Source organism: Maricurvus nonylphenolicus (assembly GCF_042854845.1).
Classification (GTDB): domain Bacteria; phylum Pseudomonadota; class Gammaproteobacteria; order Pseudomonadales; family Cellvibrionaceae; genus Maricurvus; species Maricurvus nonylphenolicus.
The window spans coordinates 5,134,124-5,156,298 of sequence record NZ_AP031498.1 but is presented as its reverse complement, the minus strand read 5'-3'; the positions used below and the strand labels follow the sequence as shown (position 1 = coordinate 5,156,298).

The following is a 22,175-nucleotide window of genomic DNA, read 5'->3' as shown; positions in this document are numbered from 1 at the left end:
CGACAGGGTCCTTCAAAAACAGCAGCGCCTGTCTGGGCTGCGTGTTTATCTGGAACCCCAGATTTTGGCGACCGCGCGATCATTGCCTAAGGTGCCAACAATCAGGCTGACCAACCCTGCACCGCCAAATACCAGCGCGGGAATGGCATAACCTGGATCGCCACCACTTCCGAGAAGCATCAGGGCAACTACCATCGCCGCCAAACCGCTAAACAGACAACCCATCACAATCAGAACAATGCGGTGTGAAGGCTTATACGCATAGTCGCCGTCACCGGATTCAAAAATCGTTAAAACAGGGGCACACACTTGCCGTAACAGGGATTTCATATTCAAACATATTATCCAGAAAACAATTAGAATATCCTACCATAGAAAGGGTTAAGAACCGTTAATAAGGAATTCGGGGCATATGCAGGCGCTGTTTGAGAAGCTAAAGGAACAAGTATTTAATCGCGGTGCTTGGCGTAAGCGCATGTTGATAACCCTATTATCTCTGGCGGTATTTGTAACGGTTTTGCCAGAGGCTGTTCGCTGGGGATTGATCTATTGGCTGCCGTCGACGGGCGTGGGTCAGTTGGCCATTAAAGATATGGATGTCAATCTGTTTAGCGGCAGGTTGAGCTTGCGAGAGGCAAGCGTGCAGCGCGATGATTCTCCTAAATTCAGTATTGATACTGTCGTTGTAAATTTCAGTTGGCTCAAATTGTTCTCCGGTGTGATTCACCTGGAGGAGGTTCAATTGCAGGGTGCCCGCTTGGGGATCTTTCAGAAGGACAATGGTGAGCTGGAAATTATTGTGCCCTTAACTCAGGGGCAAGCGCAAACATCTGGCGTTGTTAACGAGGAAGATTCAGAGGTGGCAGGTGAGCCCGCTACTTTGCCAAAAATTTCCGTGGCAGCATTTCAATTGTTGGATGCCGAGCTCACCCTCTATACCCAAGCTGCCAAAGGTGTGTTGTACCTGGAAGATTTATCTATAGCGCATGCCAGTACCTGGCTAAATGAATCCATCGTCTTGTCCGTTGACGGTAGCTGGAATCAGGCGCCGGTGGATATGCATATTGAGGTCTCCCCCTGGGATAAGCAGCCAAGTTTAAGTGCTCAACTTAATCTGCAGGGGGTTAACCTTGCAGGTATTACCGCATTACCGGAAGAGCCGTTAAAGGGGGCGGTTGATCTTGATCTTAATGTGCAGGGTGAATGGGATTGGCAAGGTAATATACAGCTCGGAGTACAGACTCAGTTGGGTTTGCAAAACTTCATGACGGAGTACAAGTCTATTCGCCTGGATTTGGACGGGCTTGGTTGGCAGGGCGAAATTATGTTTGGTCTGCAACAGCAGGCGCTAACTTATCAAGTGCAGGGCAACCTAAACTCAAACGGTTTGATGATCACGGATACCCGGCAGCAACTGGCGCTCTTGGCTTGGCAGGTTTTAACGCTCGATAGCCTTTCACTGGATCAGAATAACAATGTGCGGTTTGATCAGCTGCACGCCGAACAGCTTTATAGTTTGAGCCGCGAGGAAGATGATCGAGGGCGTTTTTACGCCGCTGCGGTTGATATTGATCAGTGGGATTTGCAAGAGGGTAAACACCTACAAATTGCCAAAAGCCAGGTTACCGATGCTCACTATCAGCTCACTGTTACAGAGCAGGGTGAGCTGCAGGTGCAGACTATGCTGGGGCCGGTGCTGGCAGGGCTGACAGACCAGGCGGAAGATGATGTTGCCGAAGAGAGACCGTCAGAGCCACAGGGCACAACAGAATCTGTGGCAGAAGAAAAGACGTTTACTCTTGCCGTGGGTGAGGCCAGCCTTGGCGGCACCAGTCAGCTGTATTTTACCGATCAGCGTTTTGCTGTACCGGTTAAGGAATTCATTAAGCTCAATCACGTTTCTGTGACCGGCTTGGATCAGCGCTATCCTGATAAACCGGCACAATTGAGTGTGCTGGGCAGCTTGGGTGATTTTTCCAAAATCAAAATTGACGGCGAGATCAAACCCTTTGCCGAACAGGTAGGCCTGGCGTTAAGCGGTGATATTAAAGCGGTACCACTGCCGAGTGTTTCGCCTTATAGCGAGGCCTATATCGGCTATCACTTAACCCGCGGACAATATGATCACGATTTTGATTTGAAGATCGACAACAACGATATTGAATTTAATAACAAACTATTGCTGCGCCAACTGCAATTAAAATCTGTTGACCCGAGCAAACCACAGCCCATGGCACAACAGTTGGATGTACCATTAAGCTTTGCCTTGAATATGCTGCGAGATGGTGATGACAATATTCAGTTGGAGGTGCCTATCAAGGGGCGGCTGGATGATCCTAATATCAATGTCAGCAGTGTGATTAATAAAGCACTGGCCAATGCATTGAAATCGGGCGCAACAAATTATTTAACCTATGCCCTGCAGCCCTATGGTGCTGTATTGATGGCCGCCAATATGGTGGGTGACAAGTTGTCTTCAATCAGTCTCGATCCCATTGAGTACCCAGCCGGCCAGGCCGGTTTATCGTCAGAGCAGCAGGCTTATCTGGGTAAGGTCAGTGATCTTTTGGCTTCGCGACCGAAGTTAAATCTTACCGCCTGTGCTTCCAGTAACGACGAAGATCGCCAGGCGTTGCAATCTTTCAATCCTAAGGTGCCTGTCCAGGAAGCTGTTCTGGTGGAGTTGGCCAGCCAGCGAAGCATTCAGGTTAAGCAAGCCCTACTAGAACAGGGCATAGAGTCTGGTCGAGTGTTCTTGTGCCAACCGGAGTTTAAGAATAATAGTATTCGTGGTGTATCGATGGCGATGTAGCTTTTATGGTAGCAGTGCAGAGTGTGGTCGCATGTTTCCAGAGTGGCCGACACCTCGTAATCATCAATCGTGAGGGGTGGTCGAATAATAATGGTGCTGATTTAAGTTAAATAATCAAGATGGACAATCTTGTCTGAAAATATCAATTTTTAGGCGGAAGAAGTCATGATTCAATAAGGCGTTTTTCTTACAGTAATCTCTGCCAGCCCTCGTCGAGGGCGAGATAAACAGATGCAGAATTATGAAGAGAACAACATCCTTAATTTCCTCCTTGTTAGCCTTTAGCTTCGGTACTGTCTCAGTGAATGCGGAGCTGCCGATGGAAGAGGTGGGGCAACACGAAGTTATGCCGTCCCGCTTCGAGACCAATATCGTTACCGTGTCTGATATGCAGATTCCCTATGCTGCTGAGGGGCGGGCCTATTTCATCGATGTCGATAAAGGCAAGTATCTGGGAGCCCTGAATACCGGTTACTGGTATGGCGGTGTGATACTGCCAAAAAAGCGCAACGAAATTATCTCCGCCGAGACCTACTTTGAGCGGGGAACCCGTGGCAAGCGTACCGATGTGGTGGCCTTCTATGATCCCATAACTCTAGAGAATACCGGTGAAGTGATTATTCCCAGTAAACGCATGACGCCGGTAAAACCCCAGGGTACTTCAGCGTTAACCGATGATGAAAAATTCCTCGCTGTAGTCAATGTCACGCCGGCAACATCACTGAGTATTGTTGACCTGGATAAGCGAGAGTTTACGGCTGAAATCGAAGTGCCTGGCTGTACCAACGTCTACGCTATTGGTGATCGCCGTTTTAATGTGATCTGTGCCGACGGCAGTTTTATGAATATTGAGCTGGACGATCAGGGGCAGTTGGCCAAACGCTCTCGGCGTGCACCTTCTTTTAATCCACAGATTGACCCGGTAACTAACTCAGGCGTTCGTGTTGATAACAGTTGGTATCACGTGTCTCAGCAGAGCCATGTCTATCAGTTTACTACCGCTGCCGATGGCAATATTACAACCGATAAGTGGGATCTTTTAACCAAAGAAGAACGCGAAGATAATTGGCGTATCGGTGGTATGCAAAATCTGGCTATCCATAAAGCCAGTCAGCATTTATATGTTCTGATGATTCAAGGTGGCCCAGAGGAATTTGAAGACGCAACCGATCAAGTTTGGGTTTACGATCTAAAAACCAAAAAGCGTATCAATATGCTGGAGTTGGAAAACCCCGCCTGGCATATCAGTGTCAGCCAATCTGCTGCACCACGACTTTATAGTATCGGAGTTAATTTCCATATGCCTCATCTGTTTGTGATGTGGATATATTTTACCCAAGGTAAAGAAGAATTGTTAAAGATGGCGAAATGGGGATTTGATACCTACGACGCCAGTACCGGTGAGCATATTTTCACAATTCCCCGGATAGGCACTTTGCCTAATCTTATTCAGCCATGGAAGTAGCGGCGCTTAACCTGAAAGACGTTTAGCGAGGATGTAAACCATGTTTGACCCTGTTATTAATTGGATTGTTGCGCTAGCGCTTGTGCAGTTATTTGCCACCGCGGCCTGGCACAAATTTAGCGACATGAATGCTTTCAAAGGCTCTTTGAGCGCTTATGAAATAGTGCCAGTAAAGTTCGAGAACATTGTTGCTGGTTTTATTCTGGTTGTAGAGCTGATGGTGGTAGTTCTGCTCGTGATTCCGGCCTTCAGGGAAGTGGGGGCGTTGCTGGCTTGTGGTTTGTTATTGGCCTATGCCTCGGGTATGGCGATTAATATCTGGCGTGGTCGAAGTCTGGCTGACTGTGGTTGTCATTTTGGCAGCAAGCCGCAAGCGGTAACCCGCTTTCTTGTTGCTCGTAATCTGGTATTGGCACTGGGGGCATCTCTGTTGATATGGCCAGAAAGTACACGTCAGCTAAATCTGCTGGATTTTGGTTCAATCCTGTTCGGCTTAGCCGTAATCACCTTAATTTATACTATCAGCAATAGTCTGTCGCAGAGCTATACACGCTTACAGCAAGCTATTGCCGATGGCGATCTATAACAGCAGGGATGTACGTAAGTAAATAGCTAAATAGGTAAACAGATATGATAAACGCATTAATTATCTCCAATATTATTAGCTGGCTAGCCATTGTTGCCCTGTTTATTGTGGTGCTGGCTTTGGTTCGTCAAATCGGCTTGTTGCATGAGCGCATATCTCCGGTGGGCGCTTTGTCCATCGATAAGCAAAAGCTGAAACTTGGCGAGGCAGCGCCCAGTTTTACCTTGCCAAGCTTGACCGGTGGCACGATAGCGTTGGGCGGTGATTTCAATAAGCCCAAAAGCACGTTGGTGTTTTTCCTGTCTGATACTTGTCCTGTCTGTAAAACGCTGTTGCCGGTTCTGAAATCAGTAGCACGTCGTGAAAGTGATTGGCTGGAATTGGTGTTGGCCAGTGATGGTGATGAGAATGGGCATAAGGAATTTATTGCTCGAGAGAATTTGCAAGACTTCCCCTATGTTGTTTCGACTGAGTTAGGTATGGGCTTTGAAGTGGGTAAGTTGCCCTATGGTGTTCTGTTAGATGAAAGCGGTAATTTGACCAGTCATGGGTTGGTAAATACCCGTGAGCACTTGGAGAGCTTGATAGAAGCCAAGCACTTGGGCGCCCCAACAGTTCAAACCTATTATGTTGAGAAAAACAGTGCCGAGAAAAACAGTGCCGAGCAAACCGCCAGCGCATAAGACTATTTAAAGAAGTAAAAAGAGCAGATTACCTATGTTATTTAAATGGCTTGATAAAAAAGCAGAAACCGCTTCGAGAAAGACTGCACGGGGAACCTCGCGGCGTAGTTTTGTAGGCTTGTTGGGTACGGTGATTGTCGGTGGAGGTGCTGTACCTCTGCTGCCTGTATGGCGTAGCAACAACAAAGCACATGCCAGTAGTGATGACGACTTGTTGCCGCAGGAAATCTCTCCTGCAGCAGATCCAGGCAATCCGGAAAGTTGTGAGTACTGGCGCTACTGTGCCATTGATGGTTATCTGTGTAGCTGCTGTGGTGGTACCAAAAGCAGTTGTCCGCCGGGAACCAAAATGTCGCCTATTACCTGGATTGGTACCTGCCGTAATCCTGCCGATGGTAAGGATTATATTATTTCCTACAACGATTGTTGTGGTCGCAGTGCCTGTGGTCGCTGTCAGTGTATGCGTAATGAAAACGACACGCCGGCTTATATGCCTGCCAATTCCAATAATATTAACTGGTGTTCAGGCGGGCCTGCGGATGTAGTGTATAACTGTTCAACTGCCATTGTTCTGGGAGTGCAGTAAACCGAGGTGAGTGATGAAAGTGTCTAGGTTATTAGTGATTTGGTTGAGTGTGTTAACAGCTGTAACTGTATACGCTGATGATCGGCGTGCAAAGGTGAATTATCAATTGCACTGCCAGGGCTGTCATACCGGTGATGGCTCTGGACACCCGGGTAGACAGATACCCACGTTAACAAACTATATGGGCAAGTTTTTAACCGTTGAAGGTGGCCGCGAATTTTTAATTCAGGTTCCCGGTGCTGCACAATCCCAGCTCAATGATATCGAGTTGGCGGAGCTTACTAACTGGATGTTAAAAAGTTTTGACCCGGAAACGGCGAAAAAAGGTTTTGAACCTTATAGTGCAACAGAAGTGGGCCAGCTTAGAAAATCAATGGTGCTGGATTTTACCGGTACCCGAGAGGCATTGGTTAAGAAGATTGAAATAGCCAATAACTACTGACGATACTGTTTCCGATATTGCAGGGGGCTTTGCCCCTGCAATCGCTTAAATACTCTCACAAATGCACTGGACTCAGAATAACCCAGAGTTTGTGCCAGGTCTGCAATACTGATTTCTTCCTGGCTTAGGGCCTTGCGAGCTACATCCATGGTTAGCTCAAGTTTAATGTCCTTGAAATTGGTGTTTTCCTGAGCCAGCTTGCGGTGCAGAGTACGACTGCTCATGTTTAATTCTTTGGCTAGAACTTCAATGTTAAATTGAGGCTCTCCCAGACAGCTGCCAATTAAAAAACGTACATGACCGAGAAAATCGGTATTTTCTTCCAGCTCTTCTAGCAGCTTGTTTGCTTGTTGTTTTAGTACATTGAGTAATGTGGCGTTTGCTGTGGGTGAAGCTTTATCCCATAGGGAGGCTTCAATCCAAAAGCTGTTTGTTGCTTGCTCAAAGGCTACATTGTCCCCGAATATAGGTGAGTATGTGTTGGTTTGGGTGATCGGTTTGTGCCGAAAATGAACCTCCAGTGGCAGCCAATCTTTTTGGTAGTTAATCCGAATAATGTTAACTAAAACTGCCAATGAGAATTCTACATCTTGCGCAACGCAGTCAATGAGACCGGTGGTTATACAGAAGCGAACTTCGATTCGATCACCTTGGCGGTAAAATTCAAACACTTCTCCCTGCATAAGGATGCGTTGGTATTTTTCGAAAAGTTCGCATTGGTCGCCAAAAGTGGTTGCACTAATGGTTAGAAAACCCAATATGCCAAAATCTTCTGCATCTGAATTTTCGGCAAGCTTCATCCCAAGGTGGGGTTCGTTGAAATAATCAGAGGCCCATTCAAAAAGTGTTAGGTAAGCATCCAGGGGCCAGGGTTCATGCTCGTCTGTGAAGGTGCCTAACGGTAGGTCGCTAACTTCGGCAAGCAGTGCCGGAGCAACCCCTTTATTTTCAAAATAGCGCTGTAGCCAACGAGGATGGATATATCGCTGTACCTGCTTAGTGGGTATTGCCATAAAAGCTCTCTACTTGCATAAGGCGCGTATTATTACATCGGCTGCAATGCTAAGTACAAGAGTATTTACGATGTCTGCAAATGTCAATTTCATGTCTGAAATAGTCATGAGGCTTGCTTTATCTAAGCCTATATTGAACGTGTGATTTGTCTTCACTGTATAAAACTATAAAAAGTGCAGCTTGACTAACGCTGCGCATCACAGAGAGCAACGTAATCATGACATCAAATAAACTATTCAAAGTATCACTTCTGGCTGCTGCAGTAGCTGCCAGTATGTCGTCATCTGTATTGGCTGATGACGGCTTTACACTGGAAGAAATTGTTGTAACCGCCCAAAAACGCGAACAGAGTTTGCAGGAAGTTCCCATCGCCGTACAGGCGATTGATAGCGATATGCTGGAACAAAACTCGGTTGTTAGTATTTCCGATATTGGCAATATGACCCCGGGTCTTTCTATTGGTAACGCTGTTCAGGACGGTGCTGAAATTGCCATTCGTGGTATCGGTACTTCTGTCTTGGGATTGGGTTTTGACCAAAGTGTGCCTTTGTACCTGGATGGTGTTTATCTGGGACGTGGCTTTGATTTGCTGGGCGATATGATCGATGTCCAACAGATTGAAGTCTTGAAAGGCCCACAGGGAACCCTGTTTGGTCGCAACGCTGCAGCGGGTGCTATTAATGTCACAACTGCTGCCCCGGTTGACGAAGTGGAAGGCCGTTTAAAAGTTGGTGTAGGTCGTGAAGACTTACGTACTGTGCAGGCTATGTATAACACGCCCTTAACCGAGAACCTGTTGTTGCGTGTTAATGGCTCCCTGCGCAAGCGCGATGGCTGGCAGGAAAACCTCGACGGTGGTGATGATCTGTATGAACAGGACCAGTCCACTGCACGTGCCAAGCTGTTATGGATGGCGCAAGAGGATTTGTCCGTTGAGTTGACGGCCGACTACTCCAATGTCGACAACACCCAGGGCGGTTATATTCTGGAAAAAGCCTCACCCGGTATTACCACGCAAGATATCGATGACAAGGCGGCGCCAAGTACCACGCGTTTGTTGGATGGTACGACGGCCGAACCCTTTGTGGAAAGGAAATCTCACGGCTTATCGGCAAAGGTAACCTGGGATTTATCGGATGAATTGACTTTTACCTCTATCAGTTCTTACCGCAAAGCAGAAGTGGATATGCAGGTGGGCAATGGTTCTCTATCATTAATTCCGGATGCCATTAACGGCACCACGCTAAACTTGCCGGTTTTGGTTGATCGTTTCGAAATTGAAGCCGATGAGTATTCACAGGAATTCCGCTTAAGTGGTATTAGCGATAAAGCAGATTGGTTTGCTGGTTTTAACTACTACAAGAGTGAAGGTGAGCAGCTTGAACCGTTAGCCTTACCCGCGATTGCGATGGCAAACATTATTTCTATGACGCCCTCTGCGCTGACCGGTACCTACTATGATGATAGTCAAAAATCGTTGATTGATACCGAAAGCTACTCGCTGTTTGGTGATGTGATTTGGCATTTAACGGATAAGTTAAATTTAACCACCGGCCTGCGTTATTCCTACGACGAAAAAACCTCAGAATTCAAACCGTCTCAGCAAGCTGAAGCGACCTTTTTTGCGACGGTTCCCGATCATTTCTTAAATGGCAAGACCAAAGATTCTGCCGATTGGGATGATGTATCTGGGCGTATCGTTGTTGACTACCAGGTTGATGAAGACACTATGGTCTATGCCGGTGTTTCAACCGGTTATAAATCTGGTGGTTTTGGTTCAACAGTGGGCGTGGCAGCTGCGCTAGCCGGTGAGGCTTTTAATCCCTTCGATAAAGAGACCACTACTAATTACGAAGCTGGCGTTAAGATGACTACCTACGATGGTCGCTTGCGCATTAATATGGCTGCTTTCTTCACAGAGTTTGAAAACTATCAGTTGCAGATGGCCGACTTGAATGTACCCGGTACTGCACTGGATTTAAGCGCTCCAGAAGCAGAAAGCCACGGGGTTGATCTGGATATTGCATTTGCCGCCACAGAAAGTCTTAATCTGGGTTTGTTGGTGGGTTATCTGGAAACGGAATACGCCAAGGATGTATTAACCGATGCTGGTGAAGTGGCGATTCCAAAAGGTCAGGATCTATTACGTGCGCCTCGTTGGACAACCACAGCCGTGATTGATTACGTACTGCCTGTCGCCGATATTGGTGATCTGCGCTTTAACACCACTTACACTTATCGCACGAGCCAACGTTTATCCAACAGTACTGCTGCGTCTCTGACCTCTGCTACCAGTGGTGTTGGTGATCCTGGTGTTGTGATTACTGAGTCCGATAATGAGTCCGGATCCTACGGTTTGCTGAATGCGCGCTTGAGTTTGCTTTCGGCCGATGAAACCTGGGAAGTGGCTGTGTGGGGCACCAATCTGACTGACAAAGCCTACCGCGATGACGACAACAGTGCTGTCGCCAACGGTGTGCTCAGTGCGCTTTCTGCCGGTACCGGTGTACCAATGGCGGTAACCTCCTACACCCGCAACGAACCTCGGATGTGGGGCGTAGACTTTACCTATAACTTCTAAGTCGAGAATTCTTTCTCCGTACTCTATTGGGAAACTCGCTATTGAATCTTGTTGGATAGCGGTTTCCCTTTTTTAATTTAAATGGCGATCAGTGCAAGGCTGGCAACAACGCACCAGGCGACTACCCATAGAGGTGACAAACGCCATACGGCTAGCAGTGCAAACGCCACTACGGCGATGGCCAGATCTGCAGCTGAAGTTACACCCGAGGTAAAAATTGGGTCGTAAAGTGCAGCAGCTAAAAGTCCCACCACCGCAGCATTAATACCAGCAATGGCATTGGCCGCCTTGGCATTATTTGAAATGGCTTGCCAGAAAGGCATTATCGCCGCGACTAACAGAAAGCCAGGCAGGAACATAAATAGCAACGCCGTAGCCGAGCTGATAAATGCCGAGTGTTCTGTTGGTATGACACTGCCTAAAAAGGCCGAGAACGCAAACATAGGCCCAGGTATCGCCTGCGATGCACCATAGCCGGCGAGGAAAGTTTCTTCAGATACCCAGCCAGAATTCACCATGCTGTCTTCCAGCAGCGGTAACACCACATGTCCACCACCAAATACCAAGGCGCCGGCACGGTAAAAGGCTTCAGCAATAACAACAAGAGCATCCTGTTGTGTGGCCAGAATTGGCAATGCAAACAGCAGCAGGAAAAACGCGGCGAGCAAAATACTGCCCAGGCGTTTGCCATAGTTAACGCGTATAGCGGAGTCGGTGGGTACTGTGGGCCCCTGACAAAACGCCATGCCAGCCAGAGCGCCAGCAATCACTACAAATATCTGCAACCAGGCGGAACCACTGATTAATAAAACACACACCGCCAATACGGCGATGGTCTTGCGGGTTCTATCCGGGCAGAGTTTCTTGGACATGCCTAGCACGGCATCGGCTACCACTGCACAGGCCACTAGTTTTAAACCGTGAATGGCGGCTTCACCAGCGCTACCTGATAGCGCCGGTAGAAAGTAGGCAAAGGCAAACAGTAAAAACGCTGACGGCAGAGTGAACGCCAAAAAGGCTGCCAGGGCGCCAAGCCAACCGGCGCGCAGTAACCCCAGCGTAAACCCTAACTGGCTACTCGCAGGCCCCGGTAAAAACTGACTGATGGCCAGTAACTGACTGAAATCATGATCATTGACCCAACGCTGGCGCTCTACCAATTCCTTGCGGAAGTATCCCAGGTGGGCCACTGGGCCACCAAAGGAGGTGAGGCCCAATTTCAAAAAGGTGATAAACACCTCGATAACATTGCCTGGTTTGTCTGGTGTTGTGCAGTCGGTCATCTACTAATACCCGCTGAAGATTAATGGGGCGTATTGAAAACCGAGATGGGGGTTGGAGGCAAGTGTAATAATACTGTCAGTTATACACTGGACAGTTTTATTGTGTAATGAATAGAACATAGCACGCCATACCCGTGAAAACGGGTATCCAGTGATGCGAAGTGTATAGCTTAAGTATGTGCCACTACACTGGATTCCCTCTTTCGAGGGAATAGCGCTAGGTTTTTTGGGGGGCGCGAATTTATGAGTGTATTGGGTGTCCCAGTACCTTTGGGGTCCAATAAAAACTAATTAAAGATCCTTCTGCGGACACAGCAAATACTTCTCACCAGTCAGCTTGGCGTTGTACTGCTGGGCAATATCTGCCGATAACATCTCAGCAAACGACAGCTCACGGGTGTAGTGACTAGCGAACGTAGTATTCAACTCTTTGGCAACACGGGTACGCAGCTCAATCACTTTTTCCATACCAACTTTGCCGAGGAAGTTCGGTAGTAACCAACCGCTAACGCCCCAGGACATACCGTAAGCGCGGTTTAAAACCGTAGGTGACATATCCAGGCTGCCATACAGGTAGACCTGCTTATGTACAGTAGAACCGTAAATACTGTAGTCCGAAGGTGTACGCAGTTGTGCCTGTTCCATCGCCAGCAAAATCTGACTGGCCAGGTCACCGCCGCCGGTGGCATCAAAGGCCAGTGTGGCACCGGTTTCGTGAATGGCATCGGTCAGCTGTGCAACAAAGTCGTCGTCACTGCTGTTGATAATATATTTGGCACCCAGGCCTTTGAGAATGTCTACCTGCTCGGGCTTACGCACGATATTGATCAGGTCAACGCCATCGGCCTGACAAATCTTGTTTAACATTTGCCCCAGATTGGAAGCCGCCGCGGTATGTACCAGCGCGGTGTGGCCTTCCAGGCGCATAGTTTCCAGCATGCTTAAGGCAGTCATCGGATTTACAAAGCAGGAAGCCGCGTCGCGAGCAGGTGTGCCTTCGGCCACAGGTAAACACATAATGGCTGGCACGGCACGGTGTTGGGCGTACATGGCACCACCGGAAACACCCACGGTTTTACCCAACAGGGCCTGGGCTTCCGGGTTTTTACCAGCAGCGACTACAACACCGGCGCCTTCATTACCTACGGTCAGGGCCTGGCCAATGCGGCCTTTAAAACGCGGTAAAAACTGCGGATGTACAGGGGCGGCTAACACCGACTGAGTACCTTCACCTTCGGTGGTGGCTGAACTGATGTCCGCCGGGCCAAACAAAACCCCCAGGTCGGAAGGGTTAATCGGGGCGGCTTCGATACGAATCACCACTTCGTGATCCTGTGGGGTGGGAACTTCAACCTCGGCCAAGGCAAGGGTTAATTTGCCACTCTCGTCCAGGGTGGATTGCATTTGTAAGCTGCTTTCCATCTCTCTCTCCGTTGTTTCTATATGGTTATCAATATGTATCTACGGGTTGTTTAGTGCTAAGAGTATCGAATATTGGAGTGATAATTCCAATACCTGGGAGGTAAAGTTTTGTCGGGGATAGCGACTGCCTAGTTCGCCTTTCTGAGGTGAGACGGATAGGGCATTTGGTGCTTGAAATGCTTGTGCCAGAGTTTGTCCATAGTGCCGTCCTGGATCATCTCCAGTGCGATCTGTTCCATCTCAGGCATCAACGCGACAAAGGGGGATGTATGGCCAATTGCTATCAGTGCTGTGTCGCTGTAAGCATGTGAGAAGGGGGCTGGTACTAAGCCTGGGTAGGTGGCTAAGAGTTTCTGATGTTCCTGGCCAAAGGCAACAAAGGCATCAATGCGTCCGGCCTGCAGCATTTTGGGCAGCTGTTCTTCACGCATGACTTTGCTTTTTTGAATAGCGCTATCGTTATCAAAACGAGAGAAGTAGGCATAACCGTTAACCACGCCTACATGAAGCTGATGCAAGTCGGTGTATTCTCGCAGGCGATCTTCTTCACCCTTGCGTACATAAAAAGGCATTTTTACCGGGATTTCCCAGATCTGGATATATTTCAAATAGCGGCTGCGTTCCGGGGTCACGGCAATAAACATCATGATATCCAGTTGACCATCGCTCATCGAACGCAGGCAGCGTTGAAACGGGCAGGCCTGATGAGTAAGGGATATGCCCAGGCGTTTACCAAGCGCTTCCAGAAAATCGTATTTAAATCCGCCGATAACCTTATTGTTTTCTATGGTGGCGAGGTTAGCCAGGCCCAAAGCGCCATGGCGCATTACCTGGGAGGCGGGTGGCTGGGAAGGCTGGTCCTGTGCGGAGCAGAGCGTCGGTATAAAACCGCTGATAATACCAAACAGGAATAACGGGATAAGTGAGTTAGGTTTCATGGGCTATGTTGATACTTTAATGCCGTATTTATACGTCATATTGAGATCAGCATAACACAGGTTGGATCAGTGGTAGCGTTCCCGGTAGCTGCCCGGTGGTTCACCTTTCCAGGTGGTAAAGGCACGGATAAATGAATTAGCTTCCTGAAATCCCAGCAGGAAAGATATTTCCCCCAATGACATTTGGGTCTTGGCCAGGTAATGATCCGCCAGTTCGGCGCGCACCGATTGCAGTACAGATTTATAACTTTCCGCTTCGGCGGTGAGTTTGCGTTGCAGGGTGCGTTTACTCATTGCCAGCTTTTCGGCCACCGTTTCAATGGCGCTGTTACCTGCCGGCAGGGATTCCAACAACACGGCTCTTACCCGTTCAGTTGTAGTAGCAGTGGTATCCAGGTCGGCCAGGCGTTGATTTAAATTGGCTTCAAAAAAACTCCACATACTGGCATTAGAGGTAAGAAAGGGGCGTGCTGCATCGGCAGCATTAAAAACAACTTTCACGTGATCACCTTGAGCAAGCTTGCAACCAAAATAGCGCTCATAGGTGTCTATATTGTGCGGAAGTCGCGGCAGAATCACTTTTGCGGGAGCCACTTTATGGCGGGTTGCCAGGCGGGTTAGCTGGGTGAGAAATACCAGTTCAGTCAACCCGAGTGACTGCGGCAGATTGTCTTCATGGCCGTAGCAATGAATCGATACGGATGTTGCCAGGCTATCGATATGGATATCCATCACCATGGGACCAATAAGCGGTTTATACTGCTGGATACGCCTAAGCGCAGTATTTAAGTCCGGGCTGCAAATGGCGGCAAATATGGGCGCGTCAAAAGCTTCAACAGACAAATGCTCAGCGACTAACAGGGGCAGTTCCCGTGGTGCTGCGGCTTGATCTATACCTTGCCATAACTGGAAATATTCAAGCGGTGTGAGTGCTGCACCTTCCCGATTAAACAGATCGGCCGGCATCCTGGCGTGAGCCAGAATGTCTGCCAAATCTATCTGCATGTCACTCAATAATAACTTCCAGTTTGAAGAAACCGAAAACTTGCTGGCTCTTTTCATCGGGGCTCGCAGGTTGGGGTTAAGCTGCTTTTTCCATAGCCTTGCGAGAGACTTTCAGCAGTGTCTTGCGCGGCAACAGTGGCGTGATCCAATTTAGCATAAACTGTAACGCGCCTTCATTAAACGCTACCAGCTTGCCATCCAGCATGGCGTTATAACCGCACTCTGCCACCGTGCGTGGTGATTTTGCGTGCTTAAAGACATCAACGCCTTCCAGATTGCTCGCTGCAACAAAGCCGGTATCAACAGCACCTGGGCACAGGGCGGTGACGTTCACATTGTGCTCAGCAACTTCTTCTGCAATGGCCTGACTAAAGGAGGTTACATAGGCCTTTGTTGCATAATAGACCGCTTGCAGCGGGCCGGGCATAAAGGATGCGGTGGAGGATATGTTGAGAATACGTCCATACTGGCGTTCAACCATGCCTTTCAAATAGTAGTGGGTCAGGCTGGTCAGGGTCGTCATATTCACCTGAATCATCGATTCTTCAGCGGCCAGGTCGCGATCATAAAACTTACCATGGCCACCAAAACCGGCGTTATTGATCAGGGTATCTATCTGTAAACCCAGGGTTTCCGTTTCCGTAAAAACCCGCTTGGCGGCATCTGCCTGGGCCAGGTCGGCGGCAATCACGGTAACGTTCACCCCGTGGCTGCTTTCTAGCTCTCTTGCCAGTTCGTTAAGTTTGTCTTCAGAGCGAGCTACCAATACCAGATCGCCGCCTCTTGCGGCATGGATGCGAGCCAGTTCCAAACCAATACCGCTGGAGGCGCCTGTAATAAGTGCTGTATTAGACATAGGGGCTTTCCTGATTGCTTAATGATGTACAAATGTTAAGCAATCAAATGACGCCATGCACTTGCGAAAGACGTCAAGGCGCTGTCAATCCGCGCCAACTAGAGTCGCAGTTTAAACTGATCTGCTACGGTAAAATGCTGCGGTTGGTGGCTAACAGGGCAGGTAAACTGTAGGGAGACAGATTGCAGTTGCAAGTCTCTGCCATCCTCGGCGCCGTTACCGTAGAGGCGATCCCCCACAATCGGGTAGCCCAGGTTGCTCAGGTGCTGGCGTATCTGATGTTTACGGCCGGTCAGCAGTTTCACATCCACCAGGGAGTAGCTACCGTTATGGTCGACATGGGAAAAGATGCTGCATGAGGGTTTACCATCCACTTCTTGCTCGACTTTATATTCCGGCGGTAAGTTGGAAAAGTCGCCATGTACAATGGCCTGATAACGTTTATCCATCTGCCCTTCAGCAAACTTTGCACTGAACAGGCGGGCAGCGGTTTTGCTATGACACAACAGCATCAGGCCCGAGGTAGCGCGATCGAGCCGGTGAACTAAAAACACCGGGCGTTCGGCAGTATTTGTCAGCTTGGGTAGATTGATTTCTACCCAGCGATTGATGCTGGCAAAGTCACCCCAGCGACTGCCCTGACAGTAGAGTCCGTAGGGTTTAAACCACACGCTGTAATCTACTGCGTCATGGATAAGTTGTGGTTCGGGGACGCTTTGATTAAGTAGCTGCGGATTGTAATTCAGTTCCAGCGTGTCGCCAGGTTTTAATGCTTTGCTGGCGCGACGCAAACGCTGTTTGCTTTTGCCTCGCAATAACCACACCGCGCCTTTTTGCATGGCGTCTTTAATTTTTGCCTGGGAAACTTGGGTGTGATTGGCCAGCACTTGGCTGGCCTTAAGTTGGCAGCTGTCAGCATCGATGGTCAGGCGGGTTTCGATAATCTCTGTCATTGATGCTGCAGTGTCTTTTTTGTCGGTTGGGTTTTTACCCTATTATCTCAGCTATTGGGCGCTGGCCTCCAGTGCCTGATCAATATCGGCAAGAATATCGTCGATATGCTCAATGCCCACCGAGATACGTACCATCTCTTCCGACACGCCGGTGGAAGCCAGCTCAGCAGGATTGAGTTGGCGGTGAGTCGTGCTGGCAGGATGGCAGGCCAGGGATTTGGCATCACCAATATTCACCAGGCGCAGAATTAACTGCAGTGCATCGATAAATTTCGCCCCGGCTTCAATACCGCCCTTAATGCCAAAGCTGACAATGCCTGCAGCCTTGCCATTGCAAATGCGCTGGCACTTGGCGTGATAGGGGCTATCGGGCAGCGCGGCGTAGTTTACCCATTCCACCTGCGGGTGTTGTGATAAATGGTTGGCCACCGCCAGGGCGTTGTCGCAGTGTCTTTCCATGCGCAAAGCCAGGGTTTCCAGCCCCTGCATAATTTGGAATGCGCTGTTTGGCGAAAGCGCTGCGCCGGTATTGCGCAAAGGCACCACACGGCAGCGACCGATAAAGGCGGCTTCACCCATGGCTTCGGTATACACCACGCCGTGGTAAGACGGATCCGGTGTGTTCATTACGGCAAAGCGCTCCGGGTGAGCAGCCCAGTCAAACTTGCCGGAATCCACAATCGCACCACCAATGGTAGTACCGTGGCCGCCGATATATTTGGTCAGTGAGTGCACGACAATATCGGCACCGTGATCAAAGGCACGACACAGCAGCGGGGTGGCAACGGTGTTATCGACAATTAAGGGGACCCCGGCCGCGTGGGCGATATCGGCCCAGGCTTCAATATCCACCACATTACCCGCCGGGTTACCGATAGACTCACAAAATAGCGCGCGGGTATTTTCATCAATCAGTGATGCAACGCGTTCAACATCATCCGCATCGGCAAAACGTACTTCCAGCCCCTGGCGCGGAAAGGTGTGGGCAAACAAATTGTAAGTACCACCATAGAGCTGTGATGTGCTGACAATGTTGGTACCGGCTTCGGCAATGGTTTCAATGGCATAGCGAATCGCGGCCATACCCGAGGCAACGGTCAGTGCGCCAATACCACCTTCCAGTTCTGTTAGGCGTTGCTCCAGCACAGCATTGGTCGGGTTCATAATGCGGCTGTAGATGTTACCGGGTACGGCTAGGTTGAATAGGTCGGCACCGTGCTGGGTATCATCAAAAGTATAAGACGTGGTTTGATAAATTGGGGTGGTCGCGGCTTTGGTAGTGGGCTCACTTTCATAACCTGCGTGCAGGGCGATGGTTTCCGGCTTCATGCTTATTTCCTTCTCTAGGATCTCCTGGAGCTGCCAGTAGGCAGAGGTGGATGTAGGTGGTCGAACATACAGGACCAGCTATTTATTTGTCTTTGACTTGGTTCAAGTAAATTAAGAAGATTTTTTTACTGGGGTAGACGCGGCCGGCTTAGTTTCACCGGCACTGATCTTGCGGGCCATTTCTGGTGTGATGGTCCCTCGTTTAATCGCTTCGGCGATCATAAGTCCTGCTACAGATTGGCAGTTACACATATAAACCTCTTGTGATTTCTGCAATCAGCATAACAGTCTGTTAAAGGATCGGCAAAGATCATAACCCTGTTTGCTTAAAGGGCTAAATGCTGTCTCGTTGTATTAGGTTGATATCGCCAACTTCAACAGAAGCAGACAGCGATAAAAGCCAATCTAAGGTAGATAAAATATCAGACATGGGGATCGGTGTTTGCTGCTTACATCGCCCTTCCTGAATATCCAGTAATACTTCTTCGGTGGCAACATTACCCGGATTAATCACACTAAAGCCAATGCCTTGTTGTTTCAGCGCCAATCGTAATCCCTGAATAGCCCCGCGCAGGCCAAATTTACTGGCCGTGTATGCTACCTGTGAGGAGGCCCATTGCTCCATTCCTGAAAGTGCGCCGAGATAAATTGCCCTGGGATCAGTGGAGAGTGAAAGGTTAGCTACTGCGCGTTTTGTGATTTCAATCGGCGCTACGAGATTCACCGACATGATTTGACGGGTTTCTGACTCGCTGGTCTTTTGAAAATCGAATTCTTTCGTAAATCCGTAGTCCTCCCAGACACCACTTGAATAAATTAACGTGTCGATAGGTGTTTGACCGAGTGTGGAGAACAGTTGCTTTATGCCTTCAGCGCTGGATATATCTGCTTGAATCCATTCGCAGTTTTTGGCTTGGCTTCTGGATACACCCATCACCCTGTGGTCGTTCTCTGAGAAGTGTTTGACAACTTCGGCACCAATGCCACGGCTGGCGCCGATAACAAGAATAGTTTTTTTCATCTTCCAGATTTTATTCCGTTGTTAAGGACCATTGCTGGCGGGCCTCATTGTACTTGTTGTTCTAGTGCTTGATTCAGGTGGTTGTAAAATGTCTCGGTTTGGTCCCACATGACAAAATGAAATGAATCCTCTACCCGCATAAATTCTACATTGCCGACATTGGTATAAGCGCTGTCATAAAGTTTGCGCAGCTGCAGTAACGAAAACGGCATGTTCTGATCAAAGGCATAGATAACAAAAACCGGGCTTTCGATGGCCGCAATGGATTCACGGCTGTCATAGGCCATCACTTCTCGAATCAGTTGCGCATAGATTTGCCGATTGGATGTTTTGGACCAGTCCAATAACAGCTCAGGTTTACCGGCGGCTTTTGTCAGTATGGAGACAGAACGCTTGGCCTGAAATTCAAACTGTGCATCATTCATCGCCAATAACTGCTGTTCCATATTGGCTGCCATAGGGGCGACTTGCTCGGTGGTGGCATTGGGATTGAAAATAAGGCTGTAGAACGGCAGCGCATCGACGACGACAATTTTCCCCGCAACGGATTGATTACTGCTACCAATCAGCAATGAAATAAGCCCTCCCATGGAATGGCCCACCAGGGTGGGCTTATCGAGTTGTTGGCTGTGAATGTAGCGAATAATCTCATCGCGTAAAGCTGTGAGGTAACTTTGTGGTGAGGTATCTGGCGCCGGACGATTGGCAAATCCGTTAATATCGATAAAGTGAATGCGGTGTTTGTTGCCAAGATAGGTTTGTGCTTCCGACCATACTTCAGACGTTGAGGCAAAACCGTGGATAAACACCACGTCAGATTCAGTACCTTGCTCTGCCCCCGTGGTGACTGATATTAACTTGGATTCAAACGCCGCCGCATGACTGATTGCAGCGACCAAACACAGAAAAAACCCTACAACTACCCTGTTGATCTTCATATCCTTACTCTTTCCATTGCTACTGTCAGCTATCTGATATGACATGTCGAAGATTACCGTTATTGTGATTGAATATCATCTAGAAATGCACGGATAGCGTCAGGGGATCTCAAATGATGTACCTGCTTTGATATTTCTGCCTCGGTAACAAACTGACGATATCTAGGTGTCAGCTTGCTATGGCATAACCAGAGCACCCGGTAGCTATTCAGTGTTCCCTTCAGTATAGGACTATTCTCGGGCCAGCCTTCTGGATTAACAAACAGGCCTTTTAACAGCCGTTTGGTTACCCACATGCCATGGGTAAACAGCGGTAAGTCAAGATAGATAAGGGTGTCCGCCGCGGCAAAACGTTCCCACGCCGATGGCACACAACCAAAGCCATCAATGATCCATTGTTCCTGCTGCAATAACTCAGCGTGGGTGGTGAGGTATTCCGTATGCGGAACTTCTTCCCCTCCCGGTAGATACTTTATTTTGTCCAGCGGATGTAATGGTATGCCGGTTGCCTCTGCGAGCTGTTTAGCCAGCGTAGATTTTCCGCCTCCGGTGTTGCCAAATATGGCTACTTTTTTCATGTTGCCTCCTGCGGTGTTGTAAACCCAAGAAGCTGATACGAAAAACCCGCCTCTTGGGCGGGTTTTTGAAAATGACTGACGCGTCAAAACCCACCATTCCTAAGGAATGATGGTAATAATTTGAACTGTCTGATGCGCGTGATGTGTATTCATGGCTTAATCATTAACAATATTTTGCGGGATGTCAATCTAGTGGAGGTTAGATTACTTAGCGCGCGAGTGAGGGCGAACGACATACCAGCTGGCTAACACCAGAGCACCGAAACCTGTGTACAACACAATGAAAATCCATTCAGGTGCTGTGTAGTACAGCAAACTTTGTAACCAGTGCTGTATAAAAGAGCCCGCGTATGTTTCTGCACCAGCGGCTTCTCTTAACGTCATTTCCCAAGTGGTTAGGGGGCAAATAACACCAATCCAGGATTGAAAGACAACGATACCAATGGCGAGTAGGTGGAAGATTCGAAATCTTCTGTTTTTCACCCACTGCCATTTTAATGCATGGCCCAAAAATATGAAGAAGAGGCCAAACACGACAAATAAAACAAACAGAAAGTGCACAATTAAGATCGCATCTGCCAGGACGGTAAACAGCATCTCTTGTGTCACAATGGTTTCCTATGCAATAACAGTTGCCGATTATGACTCTGCGGACATTTGATAGGTAACCCAGTGGGTTTTATCTGCAATCTTGTCGTACACGCTACGCCCTCTATAGTTATCGTCCGCCGTAATCCAGCGCACAAAAGGCCAGCCATGCTCTGCCGCTTCTTTATTTAGCGCGTCAAACAGCGCATCGACCACGCCGCTACCTCTGGCTTCAGGGTAGACAAATAAATCATCTAAGAAACCGACGGTTGCGCCGCGCAGCGGGGAGGGCATTTCCCTGTAATGCATAACCCCTAAAGGCTCGCCCTGTTGATTCTTGGCGATCAGGCAATAAAACGGGTTGTTGCTATCGAATATCCAGGACCAGACCGTATCAAGGATATTCTCATCTATGGGCATGTTGTAGAAGTCGGCATAGGCGTGATAGAGCTTTTCCCACTCACTTCTATCGGCTTTGGATAGTGCTGATACAGTTGTTTTCATGTTTGTAAATCTCTTAACTCCACATTAAACGGTGTGGATGCTTTTCCTTAAGTGCTTTGCTATCTGGTGATTTGACGCCGTTTATAGATTAGCCATCCGTAAAGGCCCAACAGGATAGGTGAGGTTATAACAGAAAAATAGGTAATCAATAGCAGGATAAAGTAAGCGCTATCGTTCGCCGACTTCTCGTGCTCTTCAAGGCCTGCCATCAGTTTAAAGACCACATGTTCTAAATTCAATGCGGCTAAGGATGTCACTATGAGTGTTAACGGCAATAGAGTTGCCACCAAAACACAAAGGCCAGATAAACGTGCTGCACTCATTAGAAATTTGACAAGCAAGGCTACTCGCCAAATGGCTACTATGGCAAGAAACCACACATTAGCGAGCTGCGCTGAGGGTAGAGACATAAAGCGCTCGACAGGAATAGCGTACAGAATTGCCGGGGGCGATGTTAAAGAGACAAATAGAAGTACATTTCTGTAGCTCCAGTTTGCGGGCTTAAGCGGCAGTATAATTAGCCAGAGTATGGCGGCTAGAACAAAAACATAACCCACAGAGCCTAACCCTAGGTATTGCCACAGATCGGCT

22 protein-coding genes are annotated in these 22,175 nt (G+C 48.6%); 7 read left to right on the top strand and 15 right to left on the bottom strand.

What is annotated here, in order from left to right; translation table 11 throughout:
* Nucleotides 1-45: 45 nt before the first annotated feature.
* On the bottom strand, nucleotides 46-336 hold the full coding sequence (locus ACGHZ6_RS22295) for a hypothetical protein (RefSeq protein WP_390616267.1): 291 nt from the start codon (nucleotides 334-336) through the stop codon (nucleotides 46-48).
* A gap of 76 nt (nucleotides 337-412) precedes the next feature.
* Here ACGHZ6_RS22295 and ACGHZ6_RS22290 point away from each other — a divergent pair, with 76 nt between their 5' ends.
* The 6 genes from ACGHZ6_RS22290 to ACGHZ6_RS22265 all read left to right on the top strand — a co-directional run bounded on the left by ACGHZ6_RS22290 (nucleotide 413) and on the right by ACGHZ6_RS22265 (nucleotide 6,574).
* Entirely contained in the window at nucleotides 413-2,812 is a 2,400-nt protein-coding gene (locus ACGHZ6_RS22290; RefSeq protein ID WP_390616266.1) for a DUF748 domain-containing protein, read from the top strand.
* Nucleotides 2,813-3,053: 241 nt separating this feature from the next.
* A complete protein-coding gene (locus tag ACGHZ6_RS22285; RefSeq protein ID WP_390616265.1) occupies nucleotides 3,054-4,277 on the top strand; it encodes an amine dehydrogenase large subunit in 1,224 nt (407 codons plus the stop codon).
* Nucleotides 4,278-4,317: 40 nt separating this feature from the next.
* Nucleotides 4,318-4,863: a MauE/DoxX family redox-associated membrane protein gene (locus tag ACGHZ6_RS22280; RefSeq protein ID WP_390616264.1), complete on the top strand. Its 546-nt coding sequence runs from the start codon at nucleotides 4,318-4,320 to the stop codon at nucleotides 4,861-4,863.
* A gap of 44 nt (nucleotides 4,864-4,907) precedes the next feature.
* Nucleotides 4,908-5,546, top strand: a complete 639-nt coding sequence (gene mauD / locus ACGHZ6_RS22275; protein ID WP_390616263.1) for a methylamine dehydrogenase accessory protein MauD — start codon at nucleotides 4,908-4,910, stop codon at nucleotides 5,544-5,546.
* A 34-nt stretch (nucleotides 5,547-5,580) separates the two neighbouring features.
* Entirely contained in the window at nucleotides 5,581-6,132 is a 552-nt protein-coding gene (locus ACGHZ6_RS22270; RefSeq protein WP_390616262.1) for a methylamine dehydrogenase light chain, read from the top strand.
* A gap of 19 nt (nucleotides 6,133-6,151) precedes the next feature.
* The gene (locus tag ACGHZ6_RS22265) at nucleotides 6,152-6,574 is read left to right on the top strand and encodes a c-type cytochrome (RefSeq protein WP_390616261.1); all 423 of its coding nucleotides are present in this window, start codon (nucleotides 6,152-6,154) and stop codon (nucleotides 6,572-6,574) included.
* Here the strand turns inward: ACGHZ6_RS22265 and ACGHZ6_RS22260 are convergent.
* Nucleotides 6,568-7,587: an AraC family transcriptional regulator ligand-binding domain-containing protein gene (locus tag ACGHZ6_RS22260; protein WP_390616260.1), complete on the bottom strand. Its 1,020-nt coding sequence runs from the start codon at nucleotides 7,585-7,587 to the stop codon at nucleotides 6,568-6,570. The genes ACGHZ6_RS22265 and ACGHZ6_RS22260 overlap by 7 nt on opposite strands.
* Before the next feature lie 218 nt (nucleotides 7,588-7,805).
* On the opposite strand from ACGHZ6_RS22260, the gene ACGHZ6_RS22255 reads away from it, so the two are divergent.
* Nucleotides 7,806-10,169 carry a TonB-dependent receptor gene (locus ACGHZ6_RS22255; RefSeq protein ID WP_390616259.1) on the top strand — a complete coding sequence of 788 codons (2,364 nt, stop codon included), beginning with the start codon at nucleotides 7,806-7,808 and terminating at the stop codon, nucleotides 10,167-10,169.
* Between the two features lie 77 nt (nucleotides 10,170-10,246).
* On the opposite strand, the gene chrA is transcribed toward ACGHZ6_RS22255, so the two are convergent.
* From chrA to ACGHZ6_RS22190, 13 genes are all read right to left on the bottom strand, one after another.
* On the bottom strand, nucleotides 10,247-11,452 hold the full coding sequence (gene chrA / locus ACGHZ6_RS22250) for a chromate efflux transporter (RefSeq protein WP_390616258.1): 1,206 nt from the start codon (nucleotides 11,450-11,452) through the stop codon (nucleotides 10,247-10,249).
* Nucleotides 11,453-11,743: 291 nt separating this feature from the next.
* Nucleotides 11,744-12,874, bottom strand: a complete 1,131-nt coding sequence (locus tag ACGHZ6_RS22245; RefSeq protein ID WP_390616257.1) for a zinc-binding dehydrogenase — start codon at nucleotides 12,872-12,874, stop codon at nucleotides 11,744-11,746.
* 128 nt (nucleotides 12,875-13,002) lie between these two features.
* On the bottom strand, nucleotides 13,003-13,812 hold the full coding sequence (locus ACGHZ6_RS22240) for a substrate-binding periplasmic protein (protein ID WP_390616256.1): 810 nt from the start codon (nucleotides 13,810-13,812) through the stop codon (nucleotides 13,003-13,005).
* 66 nt (nucleotides 13,813-13,878) lie between these two features.
* Nucleotides 13,879-14,874, bottom strand: a complete 996-nt coding sequence (locus ACGHZ6_RS22235) for an AraC family transcriptional regulator ligand-binding domain-containing protein (protein ID WP_390616255.1) — start codon at nucleotides 14,872-14,874, stop codon at nucleotides 13,879-13,881.
* Nucleotides 14,875-14,893: 19 nt separating this feature from the next.
* Nucleotides 14,894-15,673, bottom strand: coding sequence for an SDR family NAD(P)-dependent oxidoreductase (locus ACGHZ6_RS22230; RefSeq protein ID WP_390616254.1), 780 nt, complete (start codon nucleotides 15,671-15,673; stop codon nucleotides 14,894-14,896).
* A 98-nt stretch (nucleotides 15,674-15,771) separates the two neighbouring features.
* Entirely contained in the window at nucleotides 15,772-16,626 is an 855-nt protein-coding gene (locus tag ACGHZ6_RS22225) for an RluA family pseudouridine synthase (RefSeq protein WP_390616253.1), read from the bottom strand.
* A 51-nt stretch (nucleotides 16,627-16,677) separates the two neighbouring features.
* Nucleotides 16,678-17,955, bottom strand: a complete 1,278-nt coding sequence (locus tag ACGHZ6_RS22220) for an O-acetylhomoserine aminocarboxypropyltransferase/cysteine synthase family protein (protein ID WP_390616252.1) — start codon at nucleotides 17,953-17,955, stop codon at nucleotides 16,678-16,680.
* A gap of 111 nt (nucleotides 17,956-18,066) precedes the next feature.
* Complete coding sequence (locus ACGHZ6_RS22215) at nucleotides 18,067-18,207, bottom strand: hypothetical protein (RefSeq protein ID WP_390616251.1); 141 nt, start codon at nucleotides 18,205-18,207, stop codon at nucleotides 18,067-18,069.
* 82 nt (nucleotides 18,208-18,289) lie between these two features.
* A complete protein-coding gene (locus ACGHZ6_RS22210) occupies nucleotides 18,290-18,976 on the bottom strand; it encodes an SDR family NAD(P)-dependent oxidoreductase (protein WP_390616250.1) in 687 nt (228 codons plus the stop codon).
* A gap of 44 nt (nucleotides 18,977-19,020) precedes the next feature.
* Nucleotides 19,021-19,914, bottom strand: a complete 894-nt coding sequence (locus ACGHZ6_RS22205; protein WP_390616249.1) for an alpha/beta fold hydrolase — start codon at nucleotides 19,912-19,914, stop codon at nucleotides 19,021-19,023.
* Between the two features lie 59 nt (nucleotides 19,915-19,973).
* Complete coding sequence (locus ACGHZ6_RS22200; protein WP_390616248.1) at nucleotides 19,974-20,492, bottom strand: adenylate kinase; 519 nt, start codon at nucleotides 20,490-20,492, stop codon at nucleotides 19,974-19,976.
* A gap of 204 nt (nucleotides 20,493-20,696) precedes the next feature.
* A complete protein-coding gene (locus ACGHZ6_RS22195) occupies nucleotides 20,697-21,101 on the bottom strand; it encodes a DUF2784 domain-containing protein (protein WP_390616247.1) in 405 nt (134 codons plus the stop codon).
* Between the two features lie 30 nt (nucleotides 21,102-21,131).
* Nucleotides 21,132-21,584 carry a GNAT family N-acetyltransferase gene (locus ACGHZ6_RS22190; RefSeq protein WP_390616246.1) on the bottom strand — a complete coding sequence of 151 codons (453 nt, stop codon included), beginning with the start codon at nucleotides 21,582-21,584 and terminating at the stop codon, nucleotides 21,132-21,134.
* Nucleotides 21,585-22,175: the final 591 nt, after the last annotated feature.